The organism is Clostridium intestinale DSM 6191, from assembly GCF_900130055.1.
Lineage (GTDB): Bacteria > Bacillota > Clostridia > Clostridiales > Clostridiaceae > Clostridium_T > Clostridium_T intestinale.
The window spans coordinates 392,114-413,293 of the sequence record NZ_FQXU01000005.1 but is presented as its reverse complement, the minus strand read 5'-3'; the positions used below and the strand labels follow the sequence as shown (position 1 = coordinate 413,293).

At 29.5% G+C, this 21,180-nt stretch carries 26 protein-coding genes; 2 read left to right on the top strand and 24 right to left on the bottom strand.

The genetic code is table 11. From position 1 onward, the window contains the following. Positions 1-3: 3 nt before the first annotated feature. The 13 genes from BUA92_RS08540 to BUA92_RS08480 form a co-directional block, all read right to left on the bottom strand. On the bottom strand, positions 4-1,548 hold the full coding sequence (locus tag BUA92_RS08540; RefSeq protein WP_073018659.1) for a flagellar hook-length control protein FliK: 1,545 nt from the start codon (positions 1,546-1,548) through the stop codon (positions 4-6). A 7-nt stretch (positions 1,549-1,555) separates the two neighbouring features. Further along, a complete protein-coding gene (gene fliJ, locus BUA92_RS08535; RefSeq protein ID WP_073018657.1) occupies positions 1,556-1,996 on the bottom strand; it encodes a flagellar export protein FliJ in 441 nt (146 codons plus the stop codon). Positions 1,997-2,007: 11 nt separating this feature from the next. Next, positions 2,008-3,312 (bottom strand): flagellar protein export ATPase FliI, encoded by a 1,305-nt coding sequence (gene fliI / locus BUA92_RS08530; RefSeq protein ID WP_073018654.1) that lies wholly within the window; start codon positions 3,310-3,312, stop codon positions 2,008-2,010. Between the two features lie 8 nt (positions 3,313-3,320). Continuing rightward, positions 3,321-4,085 carry a FliH/SctL family protein gene (locus tag BUA92_RS08525; RefSeq protein WP_073018652.1) on the bottom strand — a complete coding sequence of 255 codons (765 nt, stop codon included), beginning with the start codon at positions 4,083-4,085 and terminating at the stop codon, positions 3,321-3,323. After that, entirely contained in the window at positions 4,069-5,082 is a 1,014-nt protein-coding gene (gene fliG / locus BUA92_RS08520; RefSeq protein WP_073018650.1) for a flagellar motor switch protein FliG, read from the bottom strand. Before fliG ends, BUA92_RS08525 begins: the two co-directional genes overlap by 17 nt. Before the next feature lie 4 nt (positions 5,083-5,086). Continuing rightward, the gene (gene fliF, locus BUA92_RS08515; RefSeq protein WP_073018648.1) at positions 5,087-6,649 is read right to left on the bottom strand and encodes a flagellar basal-body MS-ring/collar protein FliF; all 1,563 of its coding nucleotides are present in this window, start codon (positions 6,647-6,649) and stop codon (positions 5,087-5,089) included. A gap of 22 nt (positions 6,650-6,671) precedes the next feature. Beyond that, complete coding sequence (gene fliE, locus BUA92_RS08510; RefSeq protein ID WP_073018646.1) at positions 6,672-6,977, bottom strand: flagellar hook-basal body complex protein FliE; 306 nt, start codon at positions 6,975-6,977, stop codon at positions 6,672-6,674. Positions 6,978-6,986: 9 nt separating this feature from the next. Further along, the gene (gene flgC / locus BUA92_RS08505) at positions 6,987-7,391 is read right to left on the bottom strand and encodes a flagellar basal body rod protein FlgC (protein ID WP_021800928.1); all 405 of its coding nucleotides are present in this window, start codon (positions 7,389-7,391) and stop codon (positions 6,987-6,989) included. A 2-nt stretch (positions 7,392-7,393) separates the two neighbouring features. Next, on the bottom strand, positions 7,394-7,789 hold the full coding sequence (flgB, locus tag BUA92_RS08500; RefSeq protein ID WP_139259322.1) for a flagellar basal body rod protein FlgB: 396 nt from the start codon (positions 7,787-7,789) through the stop codon (positions 7,394-7,396). A 384-nt stretch (positions 7,790-8,173) separates the two neighbouring features. Beyond that, positions 8,174-9,013, bottom strand: coding sequence for a flagellin (locus BUA92_RS08495; protein WP_242950112.1), 840 nt, complete (start codon positions 9,011-9,013; stop codon positions 8,174-8,176). A gap of 129 nt (positions 9,014-9,142) precedes the next feature. Then, entirely contained in the window at positions 9,143-10,354 is a 1,212-nt protein-coding gene (locus BUA92_RS08490) for a DegT/DnrJ/EryC1/StrS family aminotransferase (protein ID WP_341412127.1), read from the bottom strand. 106 nt (positions 10,355-10,460) lie between these two features. After that, on the bottom strand, positions 10,461-10,781 hold the full coding sequence (locus BUA92_RS08485) for a hypothetical protein (RefSeq protein WP_073018637.1): 321 nt from the start codon (positions 10,779-10,781) through the stop codon (positions 10,461-10,463). Positions 10,782-10,850: 69 nt separating this feature from the next. After that, on the bottom strand, positions 10,851-12,032 hold the full coding sequence (locus BUA92_RS08480) for a hypothetical protein (protein WP_073018635.1): 1,182 nt from the start codon (positions 12,030-12,032) through the stop codon (positions 10,851-10,853). Between the two features lie 184 nt (positions 12,033-12,216). On the opposite strand from BUA92_RS08480, the gene BUA92_RS08475 reads away from it, so the two are divergent. Both BUA92_RS08475 and BUA92_RS08470 read left to right on the top strand, forming a co-directional pair. Further along, positions 12,217-12,450: a DUF1659 domain-containing protein gene (locus BUA92_RS08475; RefSeq protein ID WP_021800909.1), complete on the top strand. Its 234-nt coding sequence runs from the start codon at positions 12,217-12,219 to the stop codon at positions 12,448-12,450. Positions 12,451-12,497: 47 nt separating this feature from the next. Further along, positions 12,498-12,719: a DUF2922 domain-containing protein gene (locus BUA92_RS08470; RefSeq protein WP_021800908.1), complete on the top strand. Its 222-nt coding sequence runs from the start codon at positions 12,498-12,500 to the stop codon at positions 12,717-12,719. 170 nt (positions 12,720-12,889) lie between these two features. On the opposite strand, the gene BUA92_RS23475 is transcribed toward BUA92_RS08470, so the two are convergent. From BUA92_RS23475 to csrA, 11 genes are all read right to left on the bottom strand, one after another. Further along, positions 12,890-13,435: a DUF6155 family protein gene (locus tag BUA92_RS23475; protein ID WP_073018632.1), complete on the bottom strand. Its 546-nt coding sequence runs from the start codon at positions 13,433-13,435 to the stop codon at positions 12,890-12,892. Positions 13,436-13,559: 124 nt separating this feature from the next. Then, positions 13,560-14,102 (bottom strand): YcxB family protein, encoded by a 543-nt coding sequence (locus tag BUA92_RS08460; protein WP_073018630.1) that lies wholly within the window; start codon positions 14,100-14,102, stop codon positions 13,560-13,562. Between the two features lie 20 nt (positions 14,103-14,122). Further along, positions 14,123-14,668, bottom strand: coding sequence for a YcxB family protein (locus tag BUA92_RS08455; protein ID WP_073018628.1), 546 nt, complete (start codon positions 14,666-14,668; stop codon positions 14,123-14,125). A gap of 119 nt (positions 14,669-14,787) precedes the next feature. Further along, positions 14,788-16,026, bottom strand: a complete 1,239-nt coding sequence (gene fliB, locus BUA92_RS08450; protein WP_073018626.1) for a flagellin lysine-N-methylase — start codon at positions 16,024-16,026, stop codon at positions 14,788-14,790. A gap of 180 nt (positions 16,027-16,206) precedes the next feature. Continuing rightward, positions 16,207-17,427, bottom strand: a complete 1,221-nt coding sequence (locus BUA92_RS08445) for a flagellin N-terminal helical domain-containing protein (RefSeq protein WP_073018624.1) — start codon at positions 17,425-17,427, stop codon at positions 16,207-16,209. Between the two features lie 131 nt (positions 17,428-17,558). Next, entirely contained in the window at positions 17,559-17,882 is a 324-nt protein-coding gene (locus tag BUA92_RS08440; RefSeq protein ID WP_073018621.1) for a hypothetical protein, read from the bottom strand. A 5-nt stretch (positions 17,883-17,887) separates the two neighbouring features. Further along, on the bottom strand, positions 17,888-19,762 hold the full coding sequence (gene fliD / locus BUA92_RS08435; RefSeq protein WP_073018619.1) for a flagellar filament capping protein FliD: 1,875 nt from the start codon (positions 19,760-19,762) through the stop codon (positions 17,888-17,890). Between the two features lie 150 nt (positions 19,763-19,912). Next, on the bottom strand, positions 19,913-20,287 hold the full coding sequence (gene fliS, locus BUA92_RS08430) for a flagellar export chaperone FliS (RefSeq protein WP_073018617.1): 375 nt from the start codon (positions 20,285-20,287) through the stop codon (positions 19,913-19,915). Positions 20,288-20,297: 10 nt separating this feature from the next. Continuing rightward, positions 20,298-20,588 (bottom strand): hypothetical protein, encoded by a 291-nt coding sequence (locus BUA92_RS08425; protein WP_073018615.1) that lies wholly within the window; start codon positions 20,586-20,588, stop codon positions 20,298-20,300. A gap of 18 nt (positions 20,589-20,606) precedes the next feature. Continuing rightward, positions 20,607-20,945 (bottom strand): flagellar protein FlaG, encoded by a 339-nt coding sequence (locus tag BUA92_RS08420; RefSeq protein WP_073018613.1) that lies wholly within the window; start codon positions 20,943-20,945, stop codon positions 20,607-20,609. 18 nt (positions 20,946-20,963) lie between these two features. Next, positions 20,964-21,179: a carbon storage regulator CsrA gene (gene csrA, locus BUA92_RS08415; RefSeq protein WP_073018612.1), complete on the bottom strand. Its 216-nt coding sequence runs from the start codon at positions 21,177-21,179 to the stop codon at positions 20,964-20,966. Position 21,180 lies beyond the last annotated feature (1 nt).

Sequence of the window (21,180 nt, the reverse complement as noted above, 5' to 3'; positions counted from 1 at the left end):
CTCCTATGCTAAAATATTTAAATTATTTAAGGTTTCTAAATTATCTTCTGCATCTGTAGCTTCTATACTATCTTTAGCAGAGTATTTAGTAGTGTTTTGTGAACTGTTTCTTTCTTCTCTAGAAAAGTTACCTTCTCCAGATTGGAATGATTGAAAACTATCATTAAAATCTATATTTACATCTTCAATTTTAATGTTTTGAGTATTTAATGCATGTTTTATTTCTGGAACTTTGGAGCTTAATAAATCATAAGTTTCCTTATTAGATGCATTTATACTTGCTTTCATAATTTCACCTTGAGTTATTAGCTTTATAGTTATTTCGCCTAACTCTTTAGGTTTAATCTTAACAGTAAGTTCTTTTAAACTATTGTCTTCCATGTACTTAAAAGTCTTTATTACATCTTGTACAACTGTATTTTTAGATACTACAGGTGTTTCATTTGAAACATTACTTGCAGTAGTTGTACTGTTAAGTGGTGTAAATTGAATTACTTTTGGTAAAGTTTTTTCATCTTTACTATTATCGCTAAGAAGTCCACTTAAAAACTTATCTTCTTTAGCAGTAGTTTCTGACTTTGTGTAACTAACTTTATCTTCTTGGTCAACTTTAACTGAGTTTGAATTAGTTTCAGTAGTTCTATATTGAACTTTTGGTTCTAATACATCAAAATCACTTTTTTTAGGTTGTTCATTTAACAAACTTTGAAGTTCATTTGTTTTGGCATTAGTTTCAACTTTAGTTACAGGCACTTCTAACTCTTTACTAATTAGTGTAGTTAATTTATCTAATACTGTTGGTTTTTGCTCTAAATTTTTAACCATCTTATTAGTTGAAGCATTATCTAAAACTTCTGAAACCTTAGCTACTAAATTGTCCACTAGAGTTTTTATATCACTTGTTTTAACTTCATCAGTTAATTCTAAATTAAAAAGTTTCATAACTTCTTGTCCTAACTTAGCATCTTTTTCATTAGGTAGATTGTCAAAGTTGTTAGCTTTAAACGCTTCTTTTAAATCAGATGATAGTTTTGGATTGGATAATACATCCTTTAAAGTTACTTCTCCATTTACTAACTTAGTTACTAAACTACTTAACTCTGTAGAAACTTCCCCAGACTTTACTTCTGAAGTAGTAATTTGATTTTTAATTGTATTAAGTAGGTTCAATAAACTGCTTAAAGTAGATATCACAACCTCATTAACTTCTTCATCTTTATTTCCCAGGAAATTTGGTTTAATTTCTTCTTTTGAAACTTCATCTGATTTCGAAGTTTCTGTTGATTTTTTATTTGATGTTGTTTCAACTTTGTTTTCTACTTTAGTTTCATCGTTTTTAACTGCTTCTTTTTTTACTTCATTTGTATTTTCAACATCTTTAGGTTTACTCGATTCATTGTTTTCAACCTTCTTAGTGGTTTTATCTACACCTGTACTTTTATCTAAAGTATCCTTAAAACTCTTTTTGTCACTACTTTCAGTAGTTGCCTTATAAGAAGTATTATCTACTTTAAAGTCTGGCGTATAGTTTATCTGACTAATATTCACTTATTTCTCACCCCCTTTCACTATTTCTAAAATATGAATATAGAGCGAATTCATCATTACTAACTCTCTCTACCCTATCTTGCTCTTGTTTAAAGGCTTGAAACTTTTTATCCTTTAGTAGTTCTACAGTTTTTCTATCTACAGTCTTTTGTTTTACTATCTCTCTTTTGTAGTCAACTTGCTTACTTTTATCAACTAACTCTCTTTCAGTTTGGTCTATTCCTTGAGTAAGTGCCATTAGATAGTTTCTTTTTATCTTTTGGTAGACTACACTTTCACCTTTTTTTATTCCCTTATGTTTTTCATAATCATCTTTTAGAGAAGTTAGATGGTCTTCAACAATCTTCTTTTGTCTTGTTACCTCTTGAAACTCTCTTATAGACTCTTCTTCTTTTTTAACCCTTATGTCTAATAATTTTTCTAGACCAAAAACAAATCTATCAGCCATCTTTCCTCCATCTAGAACATTGATGTTAATGTTCTAACACTTTCATCAAACCCACATTTTTCTTTTATCCCTTGCTTTAAGAACTTCTCAATGTAAGGATTATATTGAACGGCTATGTCAATTTTTTTGTTACTTCCACTGACATAAGCACCTATATTGATTAAATCCTCTGCTTCCTTATAAGTAGCTAACAAATCCCTAGCCTTCGATGCAGCATCTTTATGATTATCTTCTGCAATAGATGGCATAAGTCTTGAAACCGAGTTAAGAATATCAATAGCCGGGTAGTGATTTTTATGAGCTAAAGCTCTAGATAAAACTATATGTCCATCCAATATACCTCTTACCGCATCGGCAATAGGTTCATTAAAATCATCCCCATCAACCAAAACTGTATAAAAAGCTGTTATTGAACCTTTATCTGAAGTTCCTGATCTCTCCATAAGTATAGGAAGTTTAGCAAAAACTGAAGGAGTATAGCCTTTAGTTGCTGGAGGTTCTCCTATAGCTAACCCTACTTCTCTTTGAGCCATTGCAAATCTAGTAACAGAGTCCATCATAAGGATAACCTTCTTACCTTGATCTCTGAAATATTCAGCTATTGCTGTAGCTGTAAGTGCTCCTTTTAATCTTATAAGTGCAGGTTTATCTGAGGTTGCACATACTACTACTGACTTTTTCATTCCTTCTTCTCCAAGATCAGCTTGAATAAAGTCTAAAACCTCTCTACCTCTTTCTCCGATTAATGCTATGACATTTATGTCTGCTTTAGCTTCTCTAGCTATCATACCTAAGGTAGTACTTTTACCAACTCCACTACCTGCAAATATCCCAATTCTCTGACCTTCTCCGCAGGTTAAGAATCCATCTATAGCTCTAACCCCAGTTGGAAGAACATCTTTTATTCTTCTTCTTTTTAATGGATCTGGAGGAGAATTATCTAAAGGATAATCTTCTCCAAAACCTATTTCATCTTCATTAAGTGGATTTCCTAATCCATCTAATACTTTACCTAAAAGATTATCACTACACTTTACGCTAAGAGGTTTTCTCTCTGGAACCACTTTACAACCTGGTGATATCCCACTAAGTTCTCCAAGTGGCATAAGTATAACTTCATTATCCTTAAATCCTACAACTTCACACTTTATAGGAATATTTCTCTCATTATAGATTGTACAAAGTTCACCTACAAAGGCTTTAATGCCCTCAACTTCAACAGTTAATCCTATAATCTTTTTAACTTTTCCTTCTATGTATGTAGGGGATAATTCCTTAACCTTTTTATTTAAAAGCTCAAAATCTATTGAAATCATATATTCACCTACCCAATTAAAGCATCTCTAATCTTTTCCATACCTATATCAATTCCAACTATACATTTGCCGTTATCTTTATGTATCTCAGCATTTCCTTCTAGAATACTTTCATCTTCAATTAGATGAATTTCTTCAATACCATAATAACTTTTCCACTCTTGAACATGAGCTTTTATACTTTCACTATGTTTTTTATTAAACTTTATTAAAAAAACTTTATTCCCTTTTGAAGCTTCTATGTATTCTTTTACTAATTCATCTATACCATTTTCTTTTCCTAACTCTCTTTTTAAAACTGACTCTGCAATATTTATAGCAAGATTGACTATTTCTTTTTTCTTATCTTCTAAATACTTGGTATAGACATCATTAGACTTTAAAAGAACTTCGTTGGCTTCACTTATTAATCTGTTTGCTTCTTCTTGTGCCTTTACTATAGTTCCATCATAAGCTTCCCTATAGCCTTTTTCGTGACCATCTTCATAGCCATTACTTTCGCCTTGTGCATATCCCTTTTCATAAGCTTCTTTTTCTATAGTTTTTGCTTCTTCCATAACCTTATATAAAATATTGTCTCTTTCTCTTCTAGCATTTTTTACAATATTCTCACCTATGGAATTGAAACTTTGCATTATGTCATCTCTATTGTCCGCTCCAGAGCCATCCTCACTAAAGGAAGCTTTAGAAACAGAAGTATAGCTAGTTGTTATTACTTTTTGTTCACCTGATTTTAAGTTATCTTTTTTTATTACACTATAAGATGAGCGCATCTTCTCCACCTCTTGAAATTATTATTTCTCCGGCTTCATCTAGTCTTCTAATTACTGAAACAATCTTTTGTTGAGCCTTTTCAACATCCATAAGTCTTACTGGTCCTAAGAATTCCATATCTTCTTTCAATGAAGCAGCGGCTCTCTTAGATTGATTTCTAAATATAGCTTCAGCAACGCTTTCTGAACATCCTTTAAGAGCAAGTGCAAGTTCTTTAGCATCTGTTTCTCTAAGAACTCTTTGAATAGATACATCATCAAGAGTGATGATATCTTCAAATACAAACATAGAACTCTTAATTCTATCAGCTAACTCTGCATCTTCTCTCTCTAAGCTTTCTGTAATATTCTTTTCAGTAGTTCTATCAACTTGGTTTAATATATCAACAAGGGTATCTACTCCACCTAAGGTAGTCATTTCTGTTCTAATTACAGATGATAACTTACCTTCTAGAACTTTTTCGATTTCTTTGATTACCATTGGAGAAGTATTACTCATTGTAGCTATTCTGTATGCAACCTCTGATTGTATCTCTTCTGGTAGTTCAGCTAAAACTTGAGCTGACTTATCTGCCTGAAGATAACATAGTATTAAAGCTATTGTTTGAGGATGCTCATTAATTATTACATTTAAAAGCTGCTGAGAATCTGCTTTTCTTGCTATTGCAAAAGGTCTATATTGAGCTGTAGCATCAGAAACCTTCTCTAATATCTCCTCAGCTCTTTGAGCACCTAAAGCTTTAGAAAGTAATACTCTTGCATAATCCATACCACCTTCTAAAAGATAGTCTCTAGCTTTGTTCATCTCTACAAATTCGTCTAATATACCATGTCTTTGTTCAGATGTAACTGAGGTTATGTTAGCTATTTCATAAGTTATTTTTTGAATTTCACTTTCTGGCAATTTTTTTATTATGGATGAGGATGCCTCTGGTCCTAAAGTAATAAAAAGTATTGCAGCCTTTTGAACTCCAGTTAGTTTTGTATCTTTAGCCACTCAATCACCTCTCTCTTTCATTAAGCCAAGACTTAAGTATTTCAACTACTTGTTCTGGTTTTTCCTTTGCGTATTTTTTAACTTCACTTTCTATGTGACTCGCTTCATCGTTAGGTTCAAAATCTATTGGATTATAAACCACTGGTTCTTTAGGTTTTATTTGTTCTCCTACAACTATGTCTAGGATATGTGGTTCATCAGTAGCATCTTTCTTTCTTCTGCTTCTTAAGAATAGGATAAGTGCTATTATAGCTATAATTCCTATACCAGCTCCTATAGCAATATTTCTTATTAAGGTCATTCTTTCTTGTTTAGCTATCTCTTCTTGCATAGCATCTAGTTGAGCTTTAGCTTCTTGGTTTGCACTTGGATCAAACGTCATACCGATAACTGATATTTCATCTCCTCTATCTGCTTTAAGCCCTATAGCATTAGCTATAGATTTACTCATCTGCTCTTGAGTAGCTGCATCTAAGTTTCCATCTACCATAACAGATGCTGTAACTCTTCTTATTCCGCCTTCAGCTTTTATTGTTTTAGTTTCTGTTCTACCTGATTCATAATTAGTAGTTTGTTTTTCACTTGATGAAGTACCTGAACCATTTTCTGTTTCTATTGTGTTGCTCGAATTATTATCAACTGGACTTGCTCCATTTGTTGTTGTTCCATTTTGATTAACATCTTTAGAGGTTTCTTGACTCACTATAACCTTGTTAGGATCTATAACAAGTTGTGTTTGAGAAGTTGAATCAAAATCTAAATCAGCATTAACTTGAGCTGATATTTTCCCTTTACCTAAAACTGGCTCATATAAAGCTATAATTGCTTGTTGTAGTTCTTTTTCAAACTGCTTTTCAGCTGCTCTTTGTTTGTCTACTGAGGTTGAACTTGCAACGCCATTATCATCAAACAACCCTTTAGATAAAAGATTCATATCTGAATCCATAACTTCAACATTTTCGTTTGGAATGTTTTCTGTACTTCCTGAAACTAATGCTACTATACTTTTTACTTGATCGTTTTCTAAGGTTTTTCCTGCTTTTAACTGTATATAAACAGCAGCCTTGCCAGGTGTTTTATCCTTAACAAATACTGAACTTTGTGCAGGGGTTATATGTACTCTTGCTGCTTCAATCTGAGAAAAACTTTTTATAGTTTTTTCTAATTCCCCTTGAAGCATTCGTATTTTCTTTACTTGAAATTCCTCATCTGTCATACCAAAAGAACTACTTTGGTCCATCAGTTCATAGCCTTTACTTCCGGACTTAATTTCTGTTGCTAGTTCTAATCTAAGTTCGCTTACCTTTTCCTTTGGTACTAAAATGCTTTGCCCGTCTATCTTCATATCAACTTTTGCTTCTTTAAGCTTAGCTGTTATAGTTTGTGCATCACTTGCTTCCAAATCGCTAAATAAAATACCATACTTATTTTTACTTGAGTAAAAACTGAAGGTTATAATACCAACTACTAATGCAACTAGGGCAATAATCAGAGAAATTTTAACTCCTTTTGAAAGAGACTTAAATTTCTCTTGGAACTTCTTTATAATCTCTTTTATTTTCTCCATTATTAACTCCTCACTGTTATCATTATATCTGCATTCTATTTATTTCTTGGATAGCCTCAACTATTTTATTTCTAACTTGTACTGCTAGTTGTAGAGAAGTTTGAGCTTCTGCTGCTGCAAGCATAACATCGTGTACTTCAACATCTTCACCTTGAATCATCTTGGTTGTCATTTCATCAGCATTAACCTGCTGTTCATTTACCTCGTTTAGCTTGTCCTTTAATATCTTAAAGAAATCACTTCCACCAGCTTCACTTATTTTGTTATTTTTACTTTCATTACTTGTATTAAAAATCTGTTCATTTGGAATGAATGAATTTATCTTCACGTATTATACCTACCTTCCTATTTCTAGTGCTTTCATAAACATACTTTTATTTGCATTTAATGTATCTATGTTTGCTTCATAAGATCTTGAAGCTGAAATCATATCCGCCATTTCATTTAATATATTCACATTTGGAAGTGTTACGTAACCTTCTTCATCAGCATCTGGGTGTGAAGGGTCATACTCTTTTCTTAATGGAGATGGATCATCAACTATCTTCTCAGCCTTTACCCCTGCTCCACCTGTTTTATTATCTAAAATTTCTTTAAATACAGCTATTTTTCTTACATAAGGTTTTCCATCTTCACCTCTAGTAGTGTTTACATTAGCTATATTTGATGAAATTGTATCCATTCTAAGTCTTTCAGCAGTTAATCCTGAAGAACTTATCTTTAATGCATTAAACATACTCATAATTATTTACCTCCACCTGTTATAACATATCTTAAATTGCTTATCTTTCCATTAGCTGAAGTAACTAAGGCATTATAAAGCATAGTATTAGCTGCCTGATTAGTTTTTTCAAGTTCTAAATCTACATTGTTTCCATCTGTCCTCATGCTTGTACTTTCATCTTTTAAGACTTTAGCTGTACCATAAGCGTTGTTATCAGTTATGTGTTTGTTTTTAGTTACCTTTAATGATAATTCACTAGAACTCTTTTTAAATTGATCTTCAAAAGATACATAGCTTCTTTTAAAATTTGCTGTATTAATGTTAGATATATTATTCGATATAATTTCTCCTCTTAATGAAGAAGCATTTAATCCACTTTTGATTAAATTATATGTTGATTCTGATATATTCGCCATAGATTTTCTCATATCCTCTCTTTATATATTTAAATTCTTACATCATTCTTACTAAAACCCTAAAATCCAACAAACAATTTAATATAATTATAATTTATATTTAAAGATATTTCTACATAATTTTTCAAGTTTTCATGTCTTTATTTATATTTTTAATTGATTTTAATCTTTGTTAATAACTTTTAACTTATCAAAACCTGCTTTTCACATTTAATTGTCAGAATTTTCTGCCTAATAATAATGATTACTCATTAGATATATGATATCTTATTCTATAAAATAAAAAAAGAGTTTTCAGAATAATTTTTTATTCTAAAAACTCCATTTTCTACTTTAACATACATTTAATATCAAAAAAAGGTACAATCATACAACAAATTTCGACTATTTTATTCTTTCTAATATCTGAAGAACGTCTTGTGGAAGCTTATTTGTTTGAACCATCATGGCTATAGAAGAGTTTACTAATATAGATTCTCTTGAATAATTCATCATTTCTTCAGCTATATCCGCATCTCTTAAACTACTTTCAGCATTTTCTACAGCTTGAGATATTTCACCTAACCCCTGTGATAAGGATTCAAACTTGTTTTGTATAGCTCCATATTTACTTCTAATTGAGTTAACGCTACCTACAGCTGAATCTATAATTTCAAGATTTTTATCCTTTGAAGATGGACCAAGAAGATTAACTTCTTCTAAATAACCAACTCCATCTTTTCCCAAAGTAGCTGTACTTGTATTAAATGTAGGAATCTTTGCAAGTTCTCCAACATTAGCGCCAACAGAAGTTGTTATAAATCCAGGCTTATTATTATCAGTTACATTTTGATCATCTAATAATTTTACACCATTAAATGATGTACTTTTAGTTACTGAATTTATATGTTCTTTTAATTGATCTATTTCTTTTTGAATATTAGCTTGATCTTCACTATTCAAAGAACCAGTGCTACCTTGAATAACTAATTCCTTCATCCTTGTTAAACTTTCAGAAACTGAATTTAAAGCCCCATCAAAGGTTTGAATCATTGATGCCCCATCTTGTAGATTTCTTCCAGCTGCTTGAAGTCCTCTTATTTGAAGTCTTAACATCTCAGACTGTCCTAAATTATTAGGATCATCTTTAGCTGAGTTAATCTTTAACCCAGTAGATATTCTGTTAAAAGCAGTTTCTTGAGTTTTAAGTGCCTTTGTATATCCTTTATAAACATTAAGAGACATTAAATTAGTGTTTAATCTCACATTCATCACTCCAATAAATTTCTATATATAACTTATATCGAAGATAAACTTTAAAAACTTTATAGATAAATTTAAAAGAGTCTGCAATTAAAACAGACTCAGTTCATTTTATATACTTTTAATAAGTTCTTCCCCAACATAACAAGCATCCTCAACACTTAAACTTGAATAGATTGGTAAACTAATTTCATTTTCATACTGCGAAAAAGCATTTGGATAATCTTCAATCTTATATCCTAAGTTCTTATATAAAGTAAATAAAGGAAGTGGTTTAAAGTGAACATTAGTAGCTATTCCTTTTTTAGCTAATTTCTCAATTAGTTTATTTCTCTTCTCTTCTTTAAATCCTCTAATTCTCAAAGAATATAAATGATAAGAAGTTTCTGTTCCTAAATTGTTTTTCTCAAAAGGAACTATAGCCCAATCATAACTTTTAAGCAAACTTGTATAAACATTAAAAATCTTTTTCCTTTTTTCTAACATGTCAGGATATCTTTTTAGTTGTACTAACCCAATAGCTGCACTTATATCTGTCATATTACATTTAAGCCCATCAGTTATGATATCGTACTCCCATGCCCCTGCTTTTGTTTTAGAAAGTGCATCTTTGGTTTGACCCTGTAAAGATGTAATTTTAAACTCTCTGTATAGATCTTTTTTTCCTAGAATAACATTCTCATTATAGGTAATAGCTCCACCTTCTGAGGTAGTTAGATTTTTAACTGCATGAAAAGAAAAAGTATGAAAGTCACACTGACCTCCTACAACTTCTCCCTTATATTTTCCCCCAAAGGAATGAGCAGAGTCACATAGTATAATTATATCTTCTCTATTTTTAGCTTTTAAAACTGCCTTAATACCATCATAGTCGCAAGGAACTCCTCCAAAGTCTACAGGCATTATCATTTTAGTATTACTATTTATAGCACTCTCAAGTTTATTTAAATCCATAAAAAATGAATCTTTCTCTAAGTCTATTAATGTTGGTTTAACTCCTCTATGCAACGCTACACTTGAAGTTGAGGAATAGGTATAAGGAGTTGTTATTATTTCATCTTTTCCTTTTATATTAAGAACCTTTAAAACTAACTCCATAGCCTCCGTTGCAGAATTAACTGCTACAACTTTGTCAACTGAACAATATTCTTTAACCTTGTCCTCAAATTCTGCTACCTTAGGTCCAGAAGTTATCCATCCTGATTTCAAAACCTTAGTTACCTCGTCTATTTCCTCCTCAGTTATATCTGGAGGAGAAAAAGAAATTTTTCTTTCGTCTTTCATATTACTTCTCCTTAACTTAGTTAATCTTTTCTCTACTATTATATGAAGCTTGAACTTACTATCTACTACAAAAGCAAAAAAACACTTCCTAGTACTCTATTATGCCTAATAGAGTACTAGGAAGTGCTTAAAATTTATTCAATTATTAATTCGTCATCATTGTATATATCTCAAAATCCCTAGCAGCTTCTGCATCATCAATCTTTCCATCACTTAGCTTTCTATAAAGCATATATAATTTAAAACTTAATTCAGGGTTTGTAACTTCAGTTTTAGTCATCTTATCTTTAATCTTATCTTTGATGTTTATTTCTTCAAACTTAAGATTATCCTCAATCACTTCAGACATCTCATTTATAATCCTTAAAGCATCTTTATTATCACTCAATACCTTGAGTACTTTTAAATCAGCTTTTAGTTTTTCTAAATCTTCTCTTTTTACAACTAATTTATCATTAATACTCATAACTATTCACCCTACCCAATCCATCTTATTACAATTATACGATAATCTTTATATAAAAATCAAACTATTCTACTTTATAAGTCTGTATTTCTGATTTCTGATATTTGATCTTACTGCAGTACTCTCAATATATTTTTTATCTAATAACGAGTCAAATGAACTTTTAACACCTCCTGACATAATCTTATACCCAAAGTAATTTGCAATCTCTTTTTTAGTTAAAGGTCCATCTTTTAAAAGTTCAAGAATATTTTTCTCAATTAGATTTACATCATCATAATCTTCTTGTTCTTGATCTTCACCTACTTGTTTCTCATCTAAAAAAGTTTTATTTACATTTAACCTTACTAAGAAGTAATCCCTATTTTCATTGGTTTTAAATATTGGTTTCGAGGAATTATTAATGTGCATAGCTTTTATCATTTTGCCTAATCCAGTAGAGTTTCCCGTTGTAAATACTAGACCTTGTAAAAACTCTCCAATCCTTAGATTTCTATATATTCTAGCACAAACTTCACCCTCATTTATTTCATTTTCATCTACAATTTTATCTGCTCCAGGATAACTTATAATTACAAACTTAGTCCTATCTATTCTAATCTCTATAGGCATATGCAGCTTATAGTTTTTATGATAAACAGCATTTACAACAGCTTCTTTTATAGCATCTATTGGATAGTTACACACATCCCCGCTCTCCAGTTTATTTAAATTAAGTACATAAGTTTTTACATATCTTAAAACCCCTCTTATTTGTTCATGGATAGGCCCATCAAAAACCCTCATTTTATGCTTCTTATCGGCAGATGAATTTTCAAAGTGCACAAGGTTTATATAACTTCCTGGAATAAAATCCTTTGGTCTTTCAGTAAACATCAAAACCCCAATATTTTTAACTTTTAAAGTTCCTGATGACTCTTTAATTATATCTAGCTTTTTCCCAATATCCTCGATTGAGATTTTTAAAGCATCTTGGTATCGATCACCTTTAATATCATAAAGATATTGTTTTATTAAGGTCAATCTTAAATCTTCAAGCTTACATTCTAAGTTTATATCATCATCAAAAGAAGTTTGATAATTATTATTTATAGGCAAGATTACCTCTTCTTTAATTTCCTTTTTATCTTTATTAAAGAAAATTTCTCTCTCAACCTCTCCTTGAACCTCCTCTCCATCAGTCCAAACCGAGTGGCTTAAATACTCATCTTTATCATCTCTTCCAAACTCACTTACCGTAATTTCCTTCATGAAACTTTCTCCTAATAAAATTATTCCCTTTATACTATGTAAAAGTTAGAAAAAGATTTCTATATATCTCTAAAACTCTCTAGTATAGCCACTATTCTACATTTTGCATTAAATATTGACACAATTTTAACTTATCAACATATTATATTAGTACATTGAATTTTAGGGAAGGAGGTGATTTATTATGAATGTAAATGAAGATTTGCAAACAGTCACTTTAGCCATAGAAATCTACAATGGAACTAAACCCTCAGGTGAAGTAACCTATAAAAAAAGAAGTTTTTCAGGAATAAGGCTTGATGCTCCAACTGAAAATATTCTAAATGTTGCTAAAGCCATAGCTTCAGTATTAAACACTCAAACTGGAGACTATTTACTAACTAAAGTAAGTAAAATTTCAGAAACTGAAGGAGAATAGTATTATGAATTTTGAAAAAACATTAGCTAGCACTGGAGGTGAGATATATGGATCATTCACTTTCCCTAGTCTTTATCACCAGCAATGGTAGTAAAGCCTCTATAACTATTCCTGATGTTAGAGAAGGATTAACTAATGAAGAAGTTGAAGAATTGATGCAGGTAATTATAGAAAACAATACTTTTCTAACTAAGAACGGAACTCTTGTAACGCCTTACTCCGCTAAGATTGTTAGTAAGAGCAGTACAGTTATTGAGTTAAAGAAATAAAAAATTTAGCCCACTTGATATGGAATCTTAGATTCTCAATCAAGTGGGCTTTATATCTAACAATAAACTTCAACTATATTTTTAACATCATTAAGCTTTCTTATATTATATACCAAACTCTATAGGTTTTAAGCATACATAAAAATTTAACCAGTACATCCTCTGTTTCTTTACTCATCTTCATTATCGAAATTACTAAAGTATTCATAATAAACTTCACTCATATTATCACCAAATTCCCAATCTACCCCTACTACATCTTCTCGTATATGATTCATTCTGTCTTTACATTTCTCCTCTAAACCATTTTTAAAGATATAATCTAACGCATTAATATAAGATCTTAGTATATTATTATAAAGCCTTTCATCAACATCTCCATATTCAATCATAAATTCTACTCCAAGTTCTGAATAACTAATCATAAGTTCGGCAATCAACTTTGAATTTTTAGATATTTTTTTAAAATCTCTAATGGCTTTGTTAATATTTGAATATTTAAGCTTTCCAAAACCTTTATAATGAAAAAATTCATCTTGAATAATTTTTTTGTACTTTTCAAAGATTTCTATTTCAAAATCTGGATCTACTTTAGTTCTGTAATACTCTTTAACTACAGGAAATTGTTTTGATAATTCAACTATTTCTTTTATGAGTTCCTGATTACTTTTATTTTTTAAATATGATCTTAAATCATTGATTTTTAACATAGACATAATATTTCTCCTAATAGTATTAATCATAACTTTACTATATACTATACTTACTTAACTATTAATGGAATATTATTTAAGAAATCAATTTATTAATATTTATATCGTTTCTTATCAGAGAAGTTTTCTAGATATACTTTAATCCATCTGGATATTCATATTTTGCCTTAATGCTTGTCTTTTCTTCTAATAACTCCCTAAAAGCTTTTTTATCTTCGGAAGTTTTAAATGAATCTAAAGGAATTATAAAATACTGTTTTCTAGAAAGAATGATGAACATGTAATTTTCAGAAATATTTATACTACTTATTGATTCATAACTGATTTCTCTTTTTTCTATTGAATTAATAATATAAAAATGTTCTTCCAATATACCTATCTCCATCATATCAAACATACCTGATTTTTTAAAATCATCATACTTTTTATTAAATATATATCCAAAAGATTTTCTTGTTATTATCTTAAAAAATATAGCAATAGTTAAACTTGCAAAAATCGCCTGTATCCTAAGTCCCTTATCATCTGTTATCCTCCATACCAAGAATATTATCAATAAAAAAATAAATATTAATAATACTCTACCTACCTTAAAAGTCATTGTTTCTATAATATTTCTAGCATAAAAAGCTGAAATCTTTTCTTTATCTAATTTAAATCCTATAGTCATATATCAAATCACCTCGTATACTATTTATATAATAAAAATTGTGGATATAAATTGCTTACTGTTTTATTTGTTTTTTCTTTAAGTAAATTTATAAAATCATATTCCTGTGGAGTATCTTTAAAAGCTGCTTTAGGTATATAAATATAATCATTATTTCCAAAGATAATTATTAAATAATTATCTACCATATATAAAGCTCTTATAACATTAAAATAAATCAATCTTTTTTCTCTAAAGTTCTTTACATACAATCCTTCTTTCTCACTTAACGTCACTTCCATAGCTTTAAACATATAGGTAGATTCTTTTCTATTTAATCCTGCTATTATCATATTTTTATAAAACACTTTCATAAAAAACCTTATAAAAATAGACACTAAAATCGCTATTATGAAAGCAATTCCCCTAAATTTATTTTCACTCGAAACTAAAATAACAAATGCAACTATAAGCAAAATAAATAGCCAAGTATATTTTACTATTTTATTAAACCTTTCTGTTTTATAAGTAGCACTGGTATAAAAGTTTAAAAAATCTTTATACTCTATTTTAAATTTTATATTCATAATTTCATCCTTTATATATTTATTTACATAATATATTATATATGGTAATAGTAGTTTTTAAAATAAAAAGATGGATTATATTTCAAATCCATCTTAGTTACAGCTTTATCAATTTATATTTAATTTTTAACAAGTATAGACATATACGCTAAAGTATCATATCCATTTTTCTTTATTATTTTTATTATATTTTTAATATATGAATCACTATGTAGAACTACTTTTGAAAAAGATTGAATCAATTTTAATATAATATCATCATTTAATTCTTTATAATATCCAGACAATCCTATTAAGTGAAGTTTAATCAAGCTATAATTTACACATAAAAATATATAAGAATCCCACATAGATTCATAAGATCCAAAAGGCATTTCTTCTTTAAAATACTCATTCACTAGATAATTTTCTATTATATATTCCTTTTCATTCAAATAAGGTTCTGCATAGTTTTTATAATTATAATCATATTTTTCAAGCATAACTTCATAGTTTACTTCATCTATACAATTTAATCCAGTTAGAAATTCTTTTAAACATTCAATGTATCTGGAACTATTTATTCCTTCAGATATTTTTTCATCTGTCATTTCTTTAGTTAATATCAATTGCAATTGAGTATTCACAGGAATTTTTCTAATATCATCCTTTAAAATACCATCTTCTATAATTCTACTCATATCTTCTAAAACTTCAGTAATTTTATTGATTTGTTTGCTTTCTTGTAATGATTCTATCTTCTTATATACAATTCCTAAAATTATTAACCTTTCACTAAGTGAATAACTTCTGTTTTGAAGAAGTGATAAACTAAATAATCTTATATCCCAAAAATAAGCTTGCACTTTATTTTGAAACTGATTTGCTTGAGAATTAAAAATTGCATCAACCTTAATTCTAGTTTTATCGTCTTCTTCTATATGTTCAAAACTAATACCCTTTGGATTAAACAAAGCTAATCTAGCTATTTCGGGGCAAGACATAGTAGCACTTCTTTCATATTTACCATCTATTACTCTTAATGCTCTTGGATAAGTAGCACAAACATTTGAAAGAAAATCTTCTCCTAAAGTTCCGTGAACCATACAAAGTTTTTTACCATCTAGTAGAGGACATGCTAAATCTTTATTTAAATTTATTTTTCCATACATTTCATCATTTTTGGAACTGCGATTACGGTTAATACTTTTATTCAAAACTAGCTTTACTTCATTGTTTTTAACCTTTTTATATTTTAGATAGGTTTCTTTATCTAGGTCTATCTTCCATCCAATACAGCAGCTATCTTCGCAGTCTTGTCCTATACATTTAAATTCTTTCATATATTCTGGTTGTAATACTATTCTCTTACCCTTCATTTATATTAACTCCTTTTCATTTTCTTTAGCTATCTATTATTAAAAAAGAGTCAGAGTTTGCACTCTGACTCTTTAAAAATTCATTATTTAATCCTACAATTCTAAAGAAACTCTTTCTCCTTATGTCGAATGAGTAAGCGATTCACACAATTTTAGAAAAGACTAAAATTGGTTCACTGCTTATCTTAATAATTGAAGAACTCCTTGTGGTTGTTGGTTAGCTTGAGCAAGCATAGCTTGAGCAGCTTGGCTAAGAATGTTGTTCTTAGAGAAGTTCATCATTTCTTTAGCCATATCAACGTCTCTAATTCTGCTTTCTGCAGCAGTTAAGTTTTCACTTGTAGTTCCTAAGTTGTTGATTGTATGTTCTAATCTGTTTTGAGTAGCCCCTAAAGTAGCTCTTTGAGTAGAAACTTGGTTTATAGCATTTTTAACTGAATCAATAGCAGAAGTTGCTGTGCTTTGACTCTTAACATCAAGAGAACCTAAACCTAAAGATGCTGCACTCATGCTTGATATATCAACAGAAACCTTTTGAGCTGCGTCAGTGGAATCTCCTACTTGAAGAGTTAAAGATCCACCTGCACCTGCAGTACCAGTAACTGTTTGAGCAGTATTAAAGAAAGTCTGTATTCCAGTTGCTAAGTTAGCTGCTGTTGTATCAGCTGCATCAGTAGATGTAAACTCAATTCTACCTAATCCAACTGAAGTAAGATCAATAACTCCTTGATTACCAACGCCAGATGCAAATGTTCCTCCAGTTGCTTTATCTTTAAGAACATCAGCAATGTTTACAACTTTAGTAGTAGCATTTCCAGCTGCATCTGTAGTTGTAAAACTTACTTTGCTTCCAGTTGCAGTTGCTATTACTGTATCAGTTGCTTTTGCATCAACTCCAGTTATTGAAGTTACAGTTGCTTTTGCTGCTGTTAGAGCTAAAGTTTTATCATATCCAGATATACTAGTACTTCCAGCTCCTATAGATCCATCTAAAAGTTTAATTCCATTAAAGTTTGTTGTAGAAGATATTCTATCAACTTCTTCTTTTAACTTATCTACTTCTGATTGTATAGCTACTCTATCAACTGAATCATCAAGAGTACCAGTTGAAGATTGAGTTGCAAGTTCTTTCATTCTTTGAAGTATAGAATGAGTTTCTTGTAAAGCACCTTCAGCAGTTTGGATTAAAGAAATACCATCTTGAGCATTTCTAGAAGCTTGATCTAAACCTCTGATTTGTCCTCTCATTTTTTCAGAAATAGCAAGACCTGCTGCATCATCACCAGCTCTGTTAATTCTTAATCCTGATGAAAGTTTTTCCATAGATTTTCCTGCAGAAGCAGTGTTTCCTATCATTTGTCTATGAGCGTTCATAGCGTTCATATTGTGGTTAATTATCATAATAAATTCCTCCTTGAATTTTGTTTCAAGACATCCATGTCTTGATTTCTTTATTTATAGTTAAGTTTTCTTAACTTATACTTTATTATCGACTTGTCCTAAAAACACTTTAGTGTTTTTATATAAAATTTTTATATTTTTTTATTAAAAAACATATTTCTATATCCTGAATTATTTTGATATTGCTTCGCCGCATTTTTAGATGCTTTAAGTTTATCTATTTCCTTCTTAACATTTTCTTTTGCTATGTTAAATGAAAGATTTATTTTTATTTCTGAATCCTTAAACTCTTTAGAATTTAAAAATTCCTTTAACTCTAAAGAATCATATTCAGAATATTTAATATAAAAATCTTTTCTTTTTTCAAGAAGACTTTCTATCCCAATAAAATCTTCTTTTTCTATTAGCATAAGAAACTCTTGTTGTATATCTAAAGCTGTTTTTTTATAATCCATATTTTCTAACTACCAAATTGTTGGGATAACCATGAACTTTGGGAATTATAATTATTCATAGCTTTTTCTAAAGCTGCGAATTTTTTATATAAATTTGTTTGTCTATCTTTTAAATTAGACTCCATAAGAGATATTTGTTTTTCTCTTTTTAATAAATCTGTCGTTATATCATTACTTGCATAGGTTGATGTACCTTCATATCCCACTTTCTTTAAGAAACTAGAAGACGATGTCATTACAGAATCATTAAGTATGGTTTTAATTCTCTGAAATATTCCTGAATTATTGTATATCTCTTTTTTATCTGTAGTTCCACTTGGAGCTGACTGAGTGAACAACTTAACAACATCTTCTGAATTATCAGCTAAAGCCTTTGATAACTTGTCCTCATCTATTACTAACTGTCCAGCCTTATCTACATCATTACTAAAATCTATTCCCAATGATGTGATATTTAAATTAGTCCCATTTATAGAATCATAAAAAGCATATCTTAATTGTGAAGTTATACTGGTTAAATCATTATCTCTCTTTAATAACCCTTGTTTAACTTTAGTCTCCCATTTCTCTATCTGATCATCTGTCATATCAGCTTTTTGTGCTTCTGTTAATGGTTTATAGTTAAGATCTTTTTTCTCATTAAGTTTTGTAGTTATTTTTCCTATAACTTCATTATAATCTTTTACAAATTCTTTTAACTTATCAACTAATTTTGATGTATCTTTTGAGCCTGATATAGTAACTGGTGATGTTGTAATATCATTTATTTTAAATTTTACTCCATCAACGGTAAACTCATTTGAACTATATGTAAGTGACTTAGTTTGATTAAATGTATCTGTAACTTCAACATTAGCATCTTTACCAGCTGTAAATACTGGAACTGATGTGTTGTCAAAAACTTCATTTAAAGACTTCTTATCACTAGTTGTACCTTGAGTGCTATATGATTGACCTTTTAAGTCAAATGACAAACTATATTCTTCGCCAGCCTTCGTATTTAAAGTTATATTATCTGTGTTACTTTCTGACTTAACCTCTATACCACTTAAATATAAAGAACTTCTTATTTTTTCTTTTATTAATAATTTCTTTTCAATATCTGTTAATTCAGTATTTTCTTTTATTTCTTTTAAATCTACTTTTATATCATTCCCATTAACTTTAAAAGTCGCCTCATCTTCTCCTGAGAAATTATTTAAATCTACTGTTACACTTCCTTGTTCTTTCTTTGAGAAAGTATATATAGATATTGTTTTTCCAGCTGCATCAGTTTCATTAAGTCCTGTTTTTCCTAATGTAAGAAAAACTTTTCCCGAAAGATCACTTTTAGAAAATTTTGCATCAACTCCAGCGCTTTTCATTTTATCGTTAAAAAGCTTAATTATGTCATTCTCAGAATAGTTTTTTGCTGCATCAGATGTTAAATCTATATCTACAGATACCCCTAAAACATCTATTGTTGTATTATTACCTCTAAATTTTAGTAAGTCATCTTTACTGAATGTCATTTTAGCTGATTCTGCTATATTTTTTACATCTACTTTATAATTACCTAAAATGGCATTTGAAAGGCCTTCCGCAGTAACAGCTCCTTCATTAGTACTTGTAAACTTTGATGTTCCATAATTCTTAGTTAATAGTAAAGAATCTGGTTTTGATATATCTGTATATTTCGTAAAGAGACTCCTAAGATCCTTTATTGTATCTCTGTATAAATTTTGTTTAAAAATTTGTAAATCTCTAGCTTGCTTTGCTTGATCAACTTTAAGTTGATAAGGCTGCATAGCTTGTTTTACCATAGCATCTGTATCCATTCCAGTAGCTAAACCTGTTATTCTATTATATGATGTACTGGTTGTTGATGAAATACTTGCCATATTATCTCACTCCTTTTTTGTTAGTTGAAAGTGACCCTGGAAACTGTTATATTCTCTTTTTAACTCTCAACCACTATATTTTGCACTTTTAAGTAAAATAATCTAAATGAATAAGCTTAATATCGGTCATTCTACAAATCAGAAGTGCAGTTATTTCTTTGATAACTTATAAGCCTCATGCCATGTATCTCTTACATCTTCTATTATTGGCATAAGCTTGTCTAATCTTTCTTCGTTTTTTTCCATATTTATTTGAAAAAGCTCATTTTTTATAAACTCATATACATTAAATAAGTTGTTTGCCCATTCCCCAGCATTTCTGTCTAGGCTTATCATTAGTTCTGTAAATATATCTTGAGTTCTTGTTAAGTATTCATGAGCATTTTTTATATCTTTTTTATTTATAGCTTCTTTAGCTCTTTTTGCGAATTTTACAGCTCCATCTACAAGCATAAGTAGAAGCTGTTCTTTTGAAGCATAATTAACTGAATTATTTTTATATACATTAACTGCATTTGGGTACATATTATTCCTCCTATTTTTTTGTATCTATAAATACCCCTTTGGAATTTTCAGATATTTCTCTTTCTCCTTCTACTTGAAGGTTATCTACCATTACTCCATCTATTATTATCTTTTTTTCTTTTTTAGTTTTCTTTTTTTCTTCTAATATAGATTTGAAGTTTTTATCTTTTCTAAATTTTTCTTTCTCTTCGTTATATGCTTCTACTGTTATTCCTTCTTTTCCATGCACCTTATGATCATCTGTTTTTTCTTGAAGCTTTCTTCTTAAGTCAGTATCTATTTTATTTAGTTTAAATTCCATAGAATCACCACCTTAATTTTAAGCTTTTTTGTCAAATAAGGATTCAGTCTCCTCCACCATTCTAGCAATTAAATCTAAAACTTTTTTAGGTGGCACCTCAAGTATGACCTCTTTTGTTTTGTTATCTATTATTTTTACCATTATATCATGCTTAAATTTATCATGAACCTTATACTCTGCATGTGTTCCTTCATCTTCTAAAAGCTTGTTCAACTTTTCTACAGCTTTTTTAACATCTTTATCTGTAAAAACTTTTTTATCTTCAGTTTGAGTTTTTATTTCAGTCTTTGTTGTCTGACTATTTGAATAATAATCTAGGTTTAGTTGCCCCCCTTGACTAACTCCATTAATATCCATTTACCCACCTCTTTAAGATTATTTTTTTAAATCTTTAAGTATATCTAAATTAAAGGTTAAAGCTTCTTTGTTTTCTTTTTCTACTTCGTCGTAAAGTTCTTTTCTTAAGATTGTGATATTTTTAGGTGCTTTTATAGCTAGTTTAACAGAACCATCTTGTATTTTAGAAATCTCTATTTCTATGTCTTCTCCTATAAGTAGAGCTTCCCCTTTTTTTCTTGTAATAACCAGCATC

Coding starts and splice junctions, on each gene's coding strand:
- fliI (WP_073018654.1), bottom strand. CDS start 3,312: ATGATTTCAATAGATTTTGAGCTTTTAAATAAAAAGGTTAAGGAATTA.
- BUA92_RS08445 (WP_073018624.1), bottom strand. CDS start 17,427: ATGATAATTAACCACAATATGAACGCTATGAACGCTCATAGACAAATG.
- BUA92_RS08480 (WP_073018635.1), bottom strand. CDS start 12,032: ATGAAGGAAATTACGGTAAGTGAGTTTGGAAGAGATGATAAAGATGAG.
- fliJ (WP_073018657.1), bottom strand. CDS start 1,996: ATGGCTGATAGATTTGTTTTTGGTCTAGAAAAATTATTAGACATAAGG.
- BUA92_RS08425 (WP_073018615.1), bottom strand. CDS start 20,588: ATGGAATTTAAACTAAATAAAATAGATACTGACTTAAGAAGAAAGCTT.
- BUA92_RS08495 (WP_242950112.1), bottom strand. CDS start 9,013: ATGTCTCTTAATGTTTATAAAGGATATACAAAGGCACTTAAAACTCAA.
- BUA92_RS08485 (WP_073018637.1), bottom strand. CDS start 10,781: ATGAGTATTAATGATAAATTAGTTGTAAAAAGAGAAGATTTAGAAAAA.
- fliD (WP_073018619.1), bottom strand. CDS start 19,762: ATGGCAAGTATTTCATCAACAACCAGTACATCATATAATAGAATAACA.
- BUA92_RS08475 (WP_021800909.1), top strand. CDS start 12,217: ATGAATGTAAATGAAGATTTGCAAACAGTCACTTTAGCCATAGAAATC.
- BUA92_RS08420 (WP_073018613.1), bottom strand. CDS start 20,945: ATGGATATTAATGGAGTTAGTCAAGGGGGGCAACTAAACCTAGATTAT.
- BUA92_RS08470 (WP_021800908.1), top strand. CDS start 12,498: ATGGATCATTCACTTTCCCTAGTCTTTATCACCAGCAATGGTAGTAAA.
- BUA92_RS08460 (WP_073018630.1), bottom strand. CDS start 14,102: ATGACTATAGGATTTAAATTAGATAAAGAAAAGATTTCAGCTTTTTAT.
- BUA92_RS08525 (WP_073018652.1), bottom strand. CDS start 4,085: ATGCGCTCATCTTATAGTGTAATAAAAAAAGATAACTTAAAATCAGGT.
- BUA92_RS08455 (WP_073018628.1), bottom strand. CDS start 14,668: ATGAATATAAAATTTAAAATAGAGTATAAAGATTTTTTAAACTTTTAT.
- flgB (WP_139259322.1), bottom strand. CDS start 7,789: ATGGCGAATATATCAGAATCAACATATAATTTAATCAAAAGTGGATTA.
- fliS (WP_073018617.1), bottom strand. CDS start 20,287: ATGTACCCAAATGCAGTTAATGTATATAAAAATAATTCAGTTAATTAT.
- flgC (WP_021800928.1), bottom strand. CDS start 7,391: ATGAGTATGTTTAATGCATTAAAGATAAGTTCTTCAGGATTAACTGCT.
- fliF (WP_073018648.1), bottom strand. CDS start 6,649: ATGGAGAAAATAAAAGAGATTATAAAGAAGTTCCAAGAGAAATTTAAG.
- BUA92_RS23475 (WP_073018632.1), bottom strand. CDS start 13,435: ATGTCTATGTTAAAAATCAATGATTTAAGATCATATTTAAAAAATAAA.
- fliB (WP_073018626.1), bottom strand. CDS start 16,026: ATGAAGGGTAAGAGAATAGTATTACAACCAGAATATATGAAAGAATTT.
- csrA (WP_073018612.1), bottom strand. CDS start 21,179: ATGCTGGTTATTACAAGAAAAAAAGGGGAAGCTCTACTTATAGGAGAA.
- BUA92_RS08440 (WP_073018621.1), bottom strand. CDS start 17,882: ATGGATTATAAAAAAACAGCTTTAGATATACAACAAGAGTTTCTTATG.